General features: G+C 31.4%; 17 protein-coding genes. 12 read left to right on the forward strand and 5 right to left on the reverse strand.

All coding sequences use genetic code 11. The annotated features are described in order from the left end of the window. The first annotated feature begins 66 nt into the window (after positions 1-66). Positions 67-1398, forward strand: a complete 1332-nt coding sequence (locus QHG34_RS12705; RefSeq protein ID WP_282630583.1) for a metal-dependent hydrolase family protein — start codon at positions 67-69, stop codon at positions 1396-1398. A gap of 5 nt (positions 1399-1403) precedes the next feature. On the opposite strand, the gene QHG34_RS12710 is transcribed toward QHG34_RS12705, so the two are convergent. Further along, positions 1404-1613, reverse strand: a complete 210-nt coding sequence (locus QHG34_RS12710) for a helix-turn-helix domain-containing protein (protein ID WP_282630584.1) — start codon at positions 1611-1613, stop codon at positions 1404-1406. Between the two features lie 3 nt (positions 1614-1616). Then, positions 1617-2234, reverse strand: a complete 618-nt coding sequence (locus QHG34_RS12715) for a DUF2975 domain-containing protein (RefSeq protein WP_282630585.1) — start codon at positions 2232-2234, stop codon at positions 1617-1619. A 229-nt stretch (positions 2235-2463) separates the two neighbouring features. Between QHG34_RS12715 and QHG34_RS12720 the strand changes: the two genes are divergently transcribed. Continuing rightward, the gene (locus QHG34_RS12720; RefSeq protein ID WP_282630586.1) at positions 2464-2808 is read left to right on the forward strand and encodes a CidA/LrgA family protein; all 345 of its coding nucleotides are present in this window, start codon (positions 2464-2466) and stop codon (positions 2806-2808) included. Beyond that, a complete protein-coding gene (locus tag QHG34_RS12725) occupies positions 2805-3503 on the forward strand; it encodes an LrgB family protein (protein WP_282630587.1) in 699 nt (232 codons plus the stop codon). The genes QHG34_RS12720 and QHG34_RS12725 overlap by 4 nt, the downstream gene beginning before the upstream one ends. 213 nt (positions 3504-3716) lie before the next feature. Here the strand turns inward: QHG34_RS12725 and QHG34_RS12730 are convergent, their stop codons facing one another. Continuing rightward, on the reverse strand, positions 3717-4277 hold the full coding sequence (locus QHG34_RS12730; protein ID WP_282630588.1) for a DUF4256 domain-containing protein: 561 nt from the start codon (positions 4275-4277) through the stop codon (positions 3717-3719). Between the two features lie 42 nt (positions 4278-4319). Beyond that, positions 4320-5819: a hypothetical protein gene (locus tag QHG34_RS12735; RefSeq protein ID WP_282630589.1), complete on the reverse strand. Its 1500-nt coding sequence runs from the start codon at positions 5817-5819 to the stop codon at positions 4320-4322. Between the two features lie 133 nt (positions 5820-5952). On the opposite strand from QHG34_RS12735, the gene yiaA reads away from it, so the two are divergent. Continuing rightward, the gene (yiaA, locus tag QHG34_RS12740) at positions 5953-6426 is read left to right on the forward strand and encodes an inner membrane protein YiaA (RefSeq protein WP_282630590.1); all 474 of its coding nucleotides are present in this window, start codon (positions 5953-5955) and stop codon (positions 6424-6426) included. Positions 6427-6462: 36 nt separating this feature from the next. Here yiaA and QHG34_RS12745 read toward each other — a convergent pair whose 3' ends face one another. Continuing rightward, positions 6463-7116: a hypothetical protein gene (locus tag QHG34_RS12745; protein WP_282630591.1), complete on the reverse strand. Its 654-nt coding sequence runs from the start codon at positions 7114-7116 to the stop codon at positions 6463-6465. A 226-nt stretch (positions 7117-7342) separates the two neighbouring features. On the opposite strand from QHG34_RS12745, the gene QHG34_RS12750 reads away from it, so the two are divergent. The 8 genes from QHG34_RS12750 to QHG34_RS12785 all read left to right on the forward strand — a co-directional run bounded on the left by QHG34_RS12750 (position 7343) and on the right by QHG34_RS12785 (position 14538). Beyond that, positions 7343-7915 (forward strand): helix-turn-helix domain-containing protein, encoded by a 573-nt coding sequence (locus tag QHG34_RS12750; RefSeq protein WP_282630592.1) that lies wholly within the window; start codon positions 7343-7345, stop codon positions 7913-7915. 10 nt (positions 7916-7925) lie between these two features. Continuing rightward, positions 7926-8750, forward strand: a complete 825-nt coding sequence (locus QHG34_RS12755) for a DUF3347 domain-containing protein (RefSeq protein WP_282630593.1) — start codon at positions 7926-7928, stop codon at positions 8748-8750. Positions 8751-8770: 20 nt separating this feature from the next. Further along, positions 8771-9199 (forward strand): hypothetical protein, encoded by a 429-nt coding sequence (locus QHG34_RS12760; protein ID WP_282630594.1) that lies wholly within the window; start codon positions 8771-8773, stop codon positions 9197-9199. A 12-nt stretch (positions 9200-9211) separates the two neighbouring features. After that, entirely contained in the window at positions 9212-11461 is a 2250-nt protein-coding gene (locus QHG34_RS12765) for a multicopper oxidase domain-containing protein (protein ID WP_282630595.1), read from the forward strand. A gap of 36 nt (positions 11462-11497) precedes the next feature. Next, complete coding sequence (locus QHG34_RS12770; protein ID WP_282630596.1) at positions 11498-12085, forward strand: Crp/Fnr family transcriptional regulator; 588 nt, start codon at positions 11498-11500, stop codon at positions 12083-12085. Between the two features lie 89 nt (positions 12086-12174). Further along, entirely contained in the window at positions 12175-13053 is an 879-nt protein-coding gene (locus QHG34_RS12775) for a pirin family protein (RefSeq protein WP_282630597.1), read from the forward strand. 194 nt (positions 13054-13247) lie between these two features. Continuing rightward, positions 13248-13781, forward strand: a complete 534-nt coding sequence (locus QHG34_RS12780) for a YceI family protein (RefSeq protein ID WP_282630598.1) — start codon at positions 13248-13250, stop codon at positions 13779-13781. A gap of 67 nt (positions 13782-13848) precedes the next feature. Further along, positions 13849-14538, forward strand: a complete 690-nt coding sequence (locus QHG34_RS12785; RefSeq protein ID WP_282630599.1) for a hydrolase — start codon at positions 13849-13851, stop codon at positions 14536-14538. Positions 14539-14570: the final 32 nt, after the last annotated feature.

Below are 14570 nucleotides of genomic sequence, written 5' to 3' on the forward strand. Positions count from 1 at the left end.
TATAAAAAAGTTTAATAAGTATTTATAATCGTATATTGCTGATTCAAACTAATAACCTTGTATAAGATGAATTTTAAATTTATTGTTTCATTTATACTCTTCTCTACCTCATATACATTCGCACAAACAAAACAAATTTTAATCGAAAATGTTCGAATTTTAGATCATAAATCGGCTTCACTCACAACTCCGATGAATGTTTTAATCTCTGATCAAAAGATTGAAAAAATTAGTTCTACATCTATTTCAACAAAAAATCAAGATGTTGTAAAGATTAACGGAAAAGGAAAAACATTGATGCCAGGACTTATAGATGTCCATGTACACATGGTTTTTGGTGCTCTAACAATGCAACAAATGATGTCGGCAGATATGACTGAAGAAATGTTGATGAGCAAAGTTGCTGAAGGTTCTCAGAAGATGTTAATGAGAGGTTTTACAAGTGTTCGTGATGCCGGTGGACCAATTTTTCCACTCAAAATGGCAATTGATAAAGAAAAAGTTGTAGGACCACGTATTTGGCCTTCTGGCGCTACAATAAGTCAAACAGCTGGTCATGGAGATTTTAGAACTCCTGATGAACGATCTCGTCGATTTTTCGGAAAACCATCTCGCGCAGAACTATTAGGAGCTACTTTTATTGCTGATGGTCGAGATGAGGTTTTGACAGCAACAAGAGAAAATTTACGTTTCGGAGCAAGTCAAATTAAATTGATGGCTGGTGGAGGAACTTCTTCTGCCTATGATCCGATTGATGTAACACAATATACTTTTGATGAAATGAAAGCAGCTGTAGATGCAGCAGAAGATTGGGGAACGTATGTAATGGTGCATGCTTATACTCCAAGAGCGGTACAAAGAGCAGTAGAGGCTGGAGTAAAATCAATAGAGCACGGACAAATGTTGGACGAAGAAACTCTTAAAATTCTTGCTAATAAAGGTGTTTGGTTAAGTCTTCAGAATTTGATGGACAATAATGATAACATGGATGCTCAACGTAAAGAAAAGCGTAAACCAGTTTTAGATGGACAAGATAAAGTATGGCCTTTAGCTAAAAAACTAGGTGTGAAATTAGCTTGGGGAACAGACTTTTTGTTTGAACCTGAACTAAATGATGAGCAAAATAGTTATATTTTACGTTTACAAAAATGGTTTACAAATGCTGAAATCCTAAAAATGATCACGCAAGATAATGGTGAATTATTGCAGTTATCAGGTTTGCGTAGTCCATATCCAGGGAAATTAGGTGTTGTAGAAGAGCAGGCGTTAGCCGATTTGCTATTGGTTGACGGAAATCCATTAAAAGATTTATCAATCATCACAAATCCTGAGAAAAATTTTCTGGTTATTATAAAAGACGGTCGTATTTATAAAAACACAATGAAAACGAATAAATAACCTGTTTACGAGATATTTTCGTAATCTATAATATCACCAGGTTTACAATCTAATGCTTTGCAAATGGCATCTAATGTCTCGAAGCGAATTGCTTTTGCCTTTCCATTTTTCAGAATGGAAAGGTTAGAAAGCGTTATACCAACTTTTTCGCTCAACTCGTTTAATGACATTTTTCGTTTTGCCATCATTACATCCAAATTAATAATAATTGCCATAATCTAAATTGTTAAGTCGTTTTCTTCTTTGATATCTAAACTTTGTTTCAAAGCTACGGCAAATGCAAGAATTATTAATCCCGTAATAATAGAAGAAATATCAATCATATTATCCGTCGCTAAGGTATAATTTGAGTTTTGAATATATTTTTCCAATTGATAATTCTTGATGAAATTTAGACTCGAATCAATCAATGTAAAAGCAATTAGCGAAAAACCATTATACAATAATGTGTTATAAGTGCTTTTTTCAAAAAGTTGTCCTTTAATAAAACGTTTAACTAAACGAATAATAGAAACAAGGTAGAAGATAAATGCAAAAGCAGCTAACATATATAAAACCCAAATGTAAAAAGGGTAAATATTCAAGCTTTTGTCTGTGTGAACTTCTAAATCAATTTTACTTGCCGTAATATCTCCATTGATATTCGGGATTTGAATAGTTGAAGTTTTGTCTGAGTTTGGGACAACACTAAAATATACATAAGATTCTTTTGAGTTTCCCTCGTTATACCCTCTTTCAAAATCACTGTAATGCCCATTAACGACAAGATCTGCAAATGGAAGAAGAATTAATAATAATCCAATTATTTTTAAGTACAGCTTAGAGTTTGTTTTCATATTAGATGTTTTTGTTGTACAAATATAAAAGTAAATTTTTCGTAATTCAAAATAAATTTATTGTAAAACGATAAATTTATTTTGAATTGCAATATTCATGTTTCATCTTAACTATCAACTAAATCGAATAATTTCTACAAAAATTATAAAGAAGAATGATCAAAATAATGCCTAGATAGTTATTCAGAAAAGTCAATTCATTGTAACTTTGCAACACAAATTTAGAACAATGAATTTAGTAAAACAGGTTGCAATTATCTTTGGTTGCTTGGCATTTGGCGAGCTTGTTGTTTACCTTACACATATTAAAATGCCTTCTAGTATTATTGGTCTTATTTTACTTTGGACGCTACTAAAAACCAAAGTGATAAAAGTAGAAGACGTAGAATCTATCAGTAATTTTTTGATTAAGAATATGGGGATATTTTTCGTGCCGCCTTGTGTTGCAATGCTAAATTATTTCGGAATTTTAAGTCAATCCATTGTTCCTATTTTAGTAGCTACTTTAGTAAGTACAATTTTAGTGGTTTTATTTACTGGATTAACACATCAATTTTTAAGAAACAGAAAATGATATTCTTCTCAAATCCAACGTTTTTATTATTCTTGACTTTAGCATTATACGCTTCTGGAGTTTATTTGAGCGAAAAATACAAATGGATTATATTCAATCCAATTATTTTATCAATGTTTGTATTAATCGTTTATTGTTTAGTTCTCAATGTATCGTATGACCAATATGAAAAAGCTGGTCAATACATCGATTTTTTTCTAAAACCTTCTATTGTTGCTTTAGCAATTCCGTTGTATTCGCAATGGGACAAAATTAAAAAACAATTAGTGCCAATACTTACAAGTCAGATAGTTGGTTGTTTGGTCGGTATTTTATCTGTAGTGATAATTGCTAAATTATGCGGAGCAGAAAAAGAAATTATTTTGTCTTTGGCACCAAAATCTGTAAGTACTCCAATTGCATTAGAGGTTTCGAAATCTGTGAACGGAATACCGTCAATAACTGCTGCAGCTGTTATGATTACAGGTATTTTTGGAAGTATGGTAGGCTTCAAAATTCTAAATCTTTCACGTATTACAAAACCAATGTCGCAAGGTATTGCAATGGGAACTTCTTCTCACGCAATGGGAACGATGCGAGCGTTAGAAATTAGTGATAAATATGGTGCTTTTGCTTCTGTCGGAATGATTTTTAATGGAATTTTAACTGCAATCTTAGCGCCAATAATTCTTCAGATTTTGAGTGATTATTTGTAGAGTATTATAAATTCAGAAACTTTCTTAAAGCTGAACTTCTTATCAATTTGATGAAGAATAAAAGTATTGCGCTAATTTTTATTACACTACCAATAAACAAAATCAGATTTGCGGAAATAAAGGGATTATAATGTGTGATTTTACATAAAGCGCCAATTGTAATAACAATAATTCCTGTTATAAAAAGAAGTAGAATGTATTTTATCTTCATGTTTATAATTTTAATTTTCCTCTAAAACCACGAGCAGCATAGTAAGATTGAGCTCCGTTGTGGTAAATAAAAACGGTCCCGTAACGATAATCGCCAAAAATAGCACCGCCTAGTTTGCGGATATTTTCGGGTGTTTTTAACCAACTTGATGTTTTTTGATCTACAACGACAACTTTTTGTAAAGCGCGATAATCTTGTTCTGTTAACAATTCAATTTTCATGGTTTTAGCTAAATCTATTGCGTTATTTTTGGGCTGATGTTCTTTACGAGAAATCTGTCCTTCGTAATCATAAGAAAAGCTTCGTCTTTCTTTTGGGCTTTCTGCAGAACAATCTGCAAAGTAAATTTCGTTATTGTTTTCAAGAAAAATAACATCAGGTTCGCCTCCTGATATTTCCATTTCATTCAGAGACCAAACTTTTTCTGGTTGATTGACTATTTTTTCTTCTACAATTTTCCAGTCCAAACCTTCATGTCTAGATATGTTTTTTTCGAATCGTTGTTTCAGAATTGAGATTAATTCAGTTTCCTTTTCTTTGGTCAATATTTGATTTTTTGCCATAAAATAACTTTGTATTAAAGATATAAAGTTTAATTCTATAAATTAATCTTCATTGTTAATTAACTTCATAGTAGCTTCGTATGGCGTAACATTCTGTTTTATTGCAATCATCCATCCCAAGAAACTTTTCAAGAAAATATCACCTTTTTGTTCATTATTAATCAAGTTATTTAGTTTTTCATTAAAAGAATGATGTTGAATAATTTCTGGTTTAAGTAAGTATTTCTCGATAATTAAGATGTAATCCATTACAATTTGTTCTTTGGTTTGATATAAATAATTTTTGTAACGACGCTTGAAACTTTTGATGCGAGATAAAGCATAATCAGTGTGTTCGAATTGCGAGTGTATCAAAATTTCCATCATATTTTTTCTGATTGTCCACAGCATTCCCATTTTTTTCTCGTACCAAGCATCTGTGTGAGAAAGTTTAGCAATTATTTTTAAAGCATTTTTGTCTAAAAGTTGACCTAAAATCATAGCTTGCGTTGCGACTAAATCGTCAATGTCTTCTTGTTTTGTGTTTTTATTTTTCGTTTTTAAAGTATTTTCAATTGTTTTAATAGCTAAAAACGAATTGTTTGTAAAATGATAAAGTAAACTGAAGAGTAGTTGGTAACGAGGGTTATAAACAGAAAAATAAATATTGTTTTGTTTTTGCATTAATGTCAACATTTCATTTAAGTAAGTTTTACATTCGTCAAATTTTTGACTTCTAAAACTATAATTAGCTAAGTAATAAATTATCTGAATGTGGTAAAAAAGATGATTGTCAGCAGAATCTTTTTTGCTTTCAATAAATTGTTGAGCGGTTTTAATGAAACTTTCTATAAGTTGATAATTTTGTTTGATTGAGGCATATTCATTGGCAATGAAAAGTATCTGAACCAAGGATTTGTATGTCAAAATATCTTCTAAAGAATGGTTGAATTGTCGTAATGTTGAAGAAAGTAAATCATTCAGGTTAGTAATTTTTCCTTTTAACTGAATTTCCTGAAACTCTTTTCTCAATAAAGCATAAATAACATTTAATTTTGCTTCATTCTTAATTTGTTTTTGATTAAATTCAAACTCTATTGTTAATTTATTCAAATCCTCTGCAGGATTGAGATGAGCGTATTGTAATCGAGTTAAATAGATCTCGTTCAATAAGCTGTATTGTTCTAGTTTTTTTGCAAATTTTTCCGCTTTTTGTAAAGATTTGAAAGCAATTTTATTCCACTCATTCTCAAAAAAATATCTACTTACAATCAATAATCGTAACGCTTCGTTTCCTTCAGCATTATTTTTCTCAAAAGTTTTGTTTGAAAGGAATAGGATTAATGCATCTGATAATCTTTTTCGTAAAGCATGGTAAGCATCATTACTAATTTTTGCTTCAGCTTTAAACTTGTTTTTATTATTTATATCATCAGTTTTTAAATATTTTAATAACTGAATATTTTTAGTGTCATTTCGTTTATTCTTCTTTTTTAAAAACGTTTTAAATTCTTTTATATCAGTTTTATTTAAGCTATTTATTAAGTCAGATAATGAATCCATTTTGATGTAGTTGAATGTATATTTAAAAATAATAAATATTATTTAATCGTCAGTTTTTAATTGAAATTGATTTTGAAGAATTGTTTACTTCTCAGAAATTTGCTTCATAATTAATCATTAAAAAACTGAACTTATGGAAACAATTCAAAACACAAATGAAACTGAACAAAAAGTAAAATCTACAAAACGTGATAATGGTAGAAGTCCTCTAAAACCTACGCCTGCATTTATTGGTGCGTCTTGGTTAGCCTTGTTTGCTGGTACAATTGGTTATTGTGTCGGATTATGGAATGCAACAATGCAATTGAATGAAAAAGGATATTATTTTACAATTCTACTATTTGGATTATTTTCGGTAATTTCTGTACAAAAAAGTGTTCGAGATAAGGCGGAAGGTTTACCTGTAACAGAAATTTATTATGGTTTGAGTTGGTTTGCTACAATTGCATCAATTGTATTATTAACGATAGGTTTATGGAACGCAGATTTATTGTTGAGCGAAAAAGGATTTTACGGAATGTCTTTCGCATTGAGTGTCTTCTCTGCGATTGCAGTTCAAAAAAATACACGTGATTCAAAAGTAATTGATTCAAAAGAAAAATTATAAGTCAAAAAAAGCAAGTTTTTACAACTTGCTTTTTTTTTATTTTGCTACAACAGGTTCTTTTTGCAAAATCTGTATTGCACCACTTGCTGTATTTCCGTAAAGTTGAATAAAAACATCGTCGCCATTTGTTCTTCTAATAGCATAAACTCTGTATGGTCCTCCCCAATAATCAATAGATCCTTCTTCGCCTAAATATCTAGCATTTTCTTTCAAGAAATTTGTTTGCTGATCTGTTGCTTTTCCCTCGTAGATTAATTTCCCACCCAATTTTGTAATCGCTTCGTCGTACATTTTTTCAAAATAAGGTAATGACCAATCTGAGGTTGAATCATCGCTTTTAACTAAATAAGTTTTGAATGATTTTCCTCCAACTTTTACAAAATTATTGTTTGGTCCAAGTGGAAAAAAAATTTCATCATATTCTCGTAAAAGTGGTTTGTTTTGAAATTGAATATTTTTTGGAAGTGCTAAGAATGGAAATTCTCCTAATTCTGCATTCGAAACTGGAATTGTTGAAATATCAAATGCTATTGTATCCGTTTTTAACGGAATCTTTGTTGTGATAGTATCATTTGTTTGAACATTTTCAACAGAATTTTCTTCAATTGGTTTTTCATCTTTTTTTGAACAAGAAAATACGAAGAAACAGAAGCTAATTAGTGTAATTACTTTAATTGAGTTTTGGTTCATTTGGATAGTTTTAAGTGTTATTGTATCGAATTTATGAAATATTTTATTGATTATTAATGGTTTGGTAAATATTAATGATTTGATAATTTTGAGAAACTTGATTTTTAAGAATCTGTAAATTTTATACAAGCTCTTGCGAATTGTATAAACTTTTCTAACAAAAGAAGAACGAAATTTGTCTCAGATATTTTGTAATTTTAATATACTCTCAAAAAAAATAATTCAGATGGAAACAATAGATAAACTATTCATAAAAAATATGGTGTGTCATCGCTGTAAAGTAGTGGTTGGACGAATTTTGAAAATGAATAAAATCGAAGCAAACCATATTGAATTAGGCGAAGTTGAGTTGAAAAATCCGATTGATTCGAGTCAATTAGAATTAATTCGAAATGAATTAGAAGAGGTTGGTTTTGAGTTAATTGATGATAAAAGAAGTAAATTAATTGAACAAATTAAAACATTGATTATTCAGTTGGTTCATCAAGAAAATAATGAACTTAAAGTTAATTTATCTGATTATTTGAGCGAACAAACGAAGTTAGATTATAAATATATTTCGAATCTTTTTTCGGAAATGGAAGGACAAACAATTGAGAAATATTTTATTCAACAAAAGATCGAAAAAGTCAAAGAATTAATGATTTATGATGAATTATCATTGAGTGAAATTGCTTTTCAATTGAATTATTCGAGTGTGGCACATCTTAGTGCGCAATTCAAAAAAGTAACTGGTTTAACGCCTTCTGTTTTTAAACAATTGAGCAAACATACGCGTCGACCAATTGATAAAATCTAAATTAAAAATCATGAAAAAGTATAGTTTTTTAATCATCGGAAGTTTTCTTGCTTTTGCTGCAAATGCACAATTTAAAAATCAAGAAACCAAACAATTTCAAGTGAAAGGAAGTTGTGCAAATGCGAAAGAATTAATCGAAAAAGCTGGAAATCAATCTCGAATTTCGAAAGTAGATTTTGATGCTTCAACTCAAACAGCTTCTATTTCGTACAATAAAGCAAAAACAAATTCGAACGAAATCTTGAAAAACATCGCGCTAGCAGGTTTTGATAATGCAGAATATATGGCGCCTGATGAAGCTTATGCGAAATTGGGAAAAGATTGTCAATATACACGTGATAAAAAAATGACAATGAATCATCAAGAAATGGATCATTCTAATCATAATCAAACTGAAAATTCTCAACAAAAAAATCAATTATCACAGGTTTTTGATACGTATTTTTCGTTGAAAGATGCTTTTGTAAAAGCAAATGAAAACGAAATTTCGAAACAAATAACAGCTCTTTCGAAATCTATTTCTACAGTAGAAATGGGTAAACTTTCACATGAATCGCATATGGTTTGGATGGAAGTTTTGAATGATTTAGAAACAACTTCGAAACAATTATCGCAAGAAAAAAATATTGAAAAACAACGAACAACTTTTGCAAAATTGTCACAACCAATGCACAAATTAGCGCAGAAAGCAAATCTTGGTTACACAATTTATTATCAAAATTGTCCAATGTATAATGGAGGATCGAATTGGTTGAGTAAAGATTCGGATATTAAAAATCCTTTCTACGGTAATATGATGTTGACATGTGGAAGCATAGTTGAGACTTTGAAATAAAATAAATAAAAAGAAAGAAAATGAAGAAGTTAACGATAGTTTTAAGTGTTTCAATATTAAGTTTTTTTGCATTAACATCTTGTCAAAATAAAACAGAAGAACCAACAGTTACTGCTCACGAAGAGCAGATGTCGGGTATGATGCAGCCATCGCAAACAATGGCTTACAACGTAGGCGATAAAGTTCCGAATAAGCAAGTTTGTATGGTGAACAATGCATATATGGGCAAAGATCAGTTTGAAGTTCCTTATGATGGAAAAACATATTATGGATGTTGTAATATGTGTGTTGAAAGAATTCCGAATGATGAAACAGCTCGTAAAGCAAAAGATCCTTTTACAGGAAAAGAAATTGATAAAGCGAATGCGTATATCGTTTTGAAAGATCAACAAGGAAATGTAGATTATTTTGAAAACGAAGAGAATTACAAAAAGTTTAGTCAGTTATAATAAATCATTCGCATGAGGAAATTACTTTGTTTACTTTTTGTTCCGTCAGCAATCGTTTTACAAGCACAAAAACGTGTTGAATATGACTTGTATGTGCGTGATACGATTGTTAATTTTTCTGGAAAAGACAAAAGAGCCATTTCGGTGAATGGTCAAATTCCGATGCCGACTTTAGAGTTTACAGAAGGCGATACGGCTGTTATTCGAGTGCATAATAAATTGAACGAAGACACTTCGTTGCATTGGCATGGCGTGTGGTTGCCAAACAAAGAAGATGGTGTACCGATGTTAACGCAAATGGGTATCAAACCTGGTGAAACATATACTTATACATTTCCCATAATTCAAAACGGAACGCATTGGTATCACAGTCATTCGGGGTATCAAGAACAAATCGGGATGTATGGTTCGATGATTTTGAAGAAGCGCGAAAATGATCCAACTTTCCGAAAAGGAATTGATGATTTACCTACAATTCCTGTGATGTTGAGTGAATGGACGGATTTAAAACCTGAAAATATTCAGCGAATGTTACACAATGCAAATGATTGGTCGGGAATTAAAAAAGGTTCCACACAAAGTTATGCAGAAGCGATTCGTGAAGGTCATTTCAAAACAAAATTGACCAACGAATGGAAACGTATGTTGGCGATGGATGTGAGCGATGTTTATTACGAGAAATTCTTGATAAATGCAGCAAACGAAAGTCAATTGAAGCAATTCAAAGCTGGTGATAAAGTACGTTTACGAATTTCGAATGGTGGTGCGTCAACTTATTTTTGGTTGCGTTATGCAGGTGGACAAATCACCGTTGTAGCAAATGATGGAAATGATGTTGAGCCAATTGATGTAGACCGTTTGATTATTGGCGTATCCGAAACCTATGATGTGGTTGTTACAGTTCCTGAAGGTGGTTTATCTTACGAGTTTCAAGCAACTTCTGAGGATAGAACAGGTTCAGCTTCGTTGTTCATAGGTGAAGGAAAGAAACAATTGATGGAACCGCTTCCGAAATTGAAGTATTTCGAAGGTATGAAAATGATGAACGACATGATGAATATGGACGGAACAATGAACGATATGGGCATGAAAATGAGCTTGCAGCAAATGGACATGAATACCGTAATGTATCCTGAAATTTCTGGAGAAGCGAAAAAGAAATCTAAAAAATCAAAGAAAGATTCTGCTGAAAACCATTCAGAAATGGGTGAAATGGATCATTCTTCGCACGGAAATTCATCGTCTAATATTACAACGTTGAATTATGGAATGCTAAAAGCGCCTGAAAATACAACATTTCCGCAAGATGCTCCTGTAAAAGAAATGCGTTTCGAATTAACGGGAAATATGAGTCGTTATGTGTGGAGTATGGATAACAAAGTGTTTTCAGAAACGGATAAAATTCCTGTCAAAAAAGGCGAAATTCTGCGTATTACCTTATATAATAATTCGATGATGCGTCATCCGATGCATTTACATGGTTTCGATTTTCGTGTGATTAATAAAAATGGTGAATATTCTCCGCTGAAAAATGTGTTGGATATTATGCCAATGGAAACAAATGTCATCGAATTTGAGGCAAATACAGAAGGTGATTGGTTTTTCCATTGTCATATTTTGTATCACATGATGGGCGGAATGAATAGAGTTTTTGAGGTTGGAGATTATCAAAATCCTAATTTACCAAATAAAAAACATGCGTATAAAATGTTGCAAATGGAAAGCAATATGAAGCATGTAATGGCAGAAAATGATTTTGCGACAAATGGTTTAGATGGTATGTTAATGGTACAAGATGCACGTTGGGCGTTAACATCTGAATGGGGAATTGGATATAAATCAGAGCACGGTTATGAAGTTGAAACTCATTTAGGACGTTTTATCGATCGAAATCAATGGTTGCAAGTTTTTGTAGGATTTGATTGGAATCAACACAAAATGTTAGCGGAACACGGAAATGTAGAGAAGAATATTTTTGGTCAGAAAACAGATCGTAATAAAGGATTATTTAGTGCAGGTTTTGTTTACAAATTACCGATGTTAATTGATTTTCAGACCGAAATTTATCATACAGGAAAAGTGCGTTTACAATTTATGCGCGAAGATATTCCAATTTCAAAACGTGTTCGCGCAGGTTTTATGTGGAATACAGACAAAGAATATATGGGAGAACTGAGTTATATTTTGAACAAAAACATGCACATCAGAACACATTACGATAGCGATATGGGCTTTGGTGTAGGATTGCGATTAGTGTATTAAAATTTCATACTTTTGTGGTATCTCTAATACCAAACAATGGATTTTAAAAACATTTTACAAAATGTAAATAAGTATGTAGATCTTACGGAAGAAGAAGAACGTGGATTTACATCTTATTTAACCAGGAAATCATTTCCTAAAAAAACAATCTTACTAAGAGAAGGTGAAATATGCCAATTTGAAGGTTATATAATAGAAGGATGTATTCGTATCTATTATATAGGTGAAAATGGGCAAGAAGTAACCTTGTCATTTGCTGTAGAAGATTGGTGGGTAAGTGATATAGCATCATTTTCTAATGAAATAGCCTCACGTTTATTTATTGAAACGATAGAAGATTGCGAAATGTTTTTATTGACATCTGATGCTAAAAATGAATTATTAAAAGCTTATCCTAAGTTTGAGCGTATGTTCAGAATTTTAGTTCAACGCAATTTATCAGCGCTTCAGAATAGGTTAATTAATACAATTTCGCAGACTGCAACTCAGCGTTATCAAGAGTTTTTGAAATTGTATCCAACAATTCCGCAAAGAGTTCCACAATATTATATAGCTTCTTATCTTGGTGTTTCACCAGAATTTGTAAGTAAAATCAGAAAAAAAATATTTAATCAAAAGGATTAAGCACTTGTGTTTAATCCTTTTTTTATTGAACTAGTTCAATGTTAAATTTGTTATAACACTTTAATTTCGAGAAATTAAAGTGAGAAACTATGAATAGAAAAGATTTTATAAAAAAGGGATTATTAGGAACAGGAATGTTTGCAGCAACAGCATCTTTGGCGAATGTATTAAAGAATGAAATTGACGAAATAACTCCACTAAAACCAATTGGTTTTAATCATTTACCAAACGAAGATGATAAAATTGATGACAACTCTGTTTTGCATAAAGCCGATACAAGAGGTTTGGCTAATCATGGTTGGTTGTTGAGTAGACATACATTTAGTTTTGCAAATTATCATAACCCCGATCGTATGCATTTTGGTGTATTAAGAGTATTGAATGACGATCGTGTAGAAGCAGGAAGAGGTTTCGGAACACATCCACATGATAATATGGAGATTATTAGTATTCCACTAGAAGGTGATTTAGAGCACAAAGATAATATGGGTAATACGGCGATAATCAAAAATGGTGATATCCAAGTAATGAGCGCTGGAACGGGAATAACACACAGTGAGTTTAATAAAAACGAAAATCAATTAGTAAGGTTTTTACAAATCTGGGTTTATCCCAATAAACCAAATGTTACGCCACGTTACGGACAAATCACATTAAACATAAATGAAAGACACAATAAGTTGCAACAAATCGTTTCACCTAATCCTGATGATGATGGAGTTTGGATAAATCAGAATGCATGGTTTCATTTAGGGAATTTTGAGCAAGATGTAGAAACGACTTATCAGATAAAGAGAAAAGGAAACGGTGTGTATGTTTTTTTATTAAAAGGTAATCTTATAGTAAATGGGCAAGAGTTAGCAGCAAGAGATGGTTTTGGTCTGTGGAATATAGATAAGCTTACTATAAAGAGTACAACAGCAGATACAGAAGTATTGTTAATGGATGTACCAATGACGCTGGCTTAAAAGAGATAAAAAAGGATTTGACAAATAAAGTTGAATCCTTTTTTAATTTTTTTTTAGTTTTTTTTCACTTCTTGAACTAGTTCAATGAATAGGTTATCATCTCACTCTAAATTTGTCATATCAAAATAAGAGAAATAAACAATTCACAACTCAAGTTTTGAAAAATAGAAATTAAAAATTTAAAAATAAAAATTATGAAAAATTCAACTTGGACAATTGACCCAACACATTCAGAAATCGGATTCAAAGTAAAACACATGATGTTTACAACTGTTAACGGAAAGTTTAATGACTTCCAATCAACAATCGAAAATGAAGGAGAACAATTTACAGATTCTAAAATCTCTTTCTCAGCAAAAGTAAACTCAATCGATACAAACAATGCAGATCGTGACAATCACTTAAAAAGTGGAGATTTTTTTGAAACAGAAAAATTTGAAGATTTAAAATTTGATGTAACAAATATTTCAAAAATCAACGATCAAAATTATACAGTAACTGGAGATTTAACAATTAAAGATGTAACAAGACCAGTAGAATTAAAAGGAGAGTACAGCGGTTTGTTACAAGATCCATGGGGAAACACAAGAATTGGTTTATCATTAAATGGAGCAATTAATCGTAAAGACTTTGGGTTAGGATGGAACACAGCTTTAGAAACAGGAGGAGTATTAGTTGGAGAAGAAATCAAATTATTTGCAGAAGTACAATACGTAAAACAAGCATAATCATAAAGAATACATAAAAACATTATCAAAATAAAATTATCAAAATAACTTACAAAATTTAATTATCATGAAAAAAGCAATCTTATCTTTCGTAATCGGAATCGCATCTATCACTGCATCAGCTCAAAAACCAAGTCCAGAGCTATTAAATCCAACAAATCACTCATTAGTATTAATTGATCACGAAGGTCAAATGGCTTTCGCAACACATAGTATTCCAATGAGCGAATTAAGAGACAATGTAGGAATTGTTGCAGGTGCATCAAAAATCTTTAAAATTCCGACAGTTGTAACTACAGTAGCAGAAAAAACATTTTCTGGACCAGTTTTCCCTGAAATTTTAGAATTCTATCCAGAAGCTACTTCAAAATTTGTTGACAGAACAACAATGAACACGTGGGAAGATGTAAATGCATACAAAGCAATTACAGAAAAAGGTAAAAAGAAAATCGTAATGGCAGGTTTATGGACAAGTGTTTGTGTGGTAGGACCAGTAATGTCAGCTTTACACGACGGATATGAAGTGTATGTAATTACAGATGCGTCAGGAGATGTAACAAAAGAAGCACACGATCAAGCGGTTACTCGTATGGTGCAAGCTGGAGCAAAACCAATTACATCAATCCAATATTTATTAGAATTACAAAGAGATTGGGCTCGTCAAGATACTTACAAAGCAGTTAATGACTTAGTTGTAAAATATGCAGGATCTTACGGTATTGGAATTCAATATTCAAGAGAAATGTTAAAACATTAATAAAACTATAATTAAGGCAGGTTTTTTGCGCC

The sequence above is a fragment of the Empedobacter sedimenti genome, assembly GCF_030005555.1.
Lineage (GTDB): Bacteria > Bacteroidota > Bacteroidia > Flavobacteriales > Weeksellaceae > Empedobacter > Empedobacter sedimenti.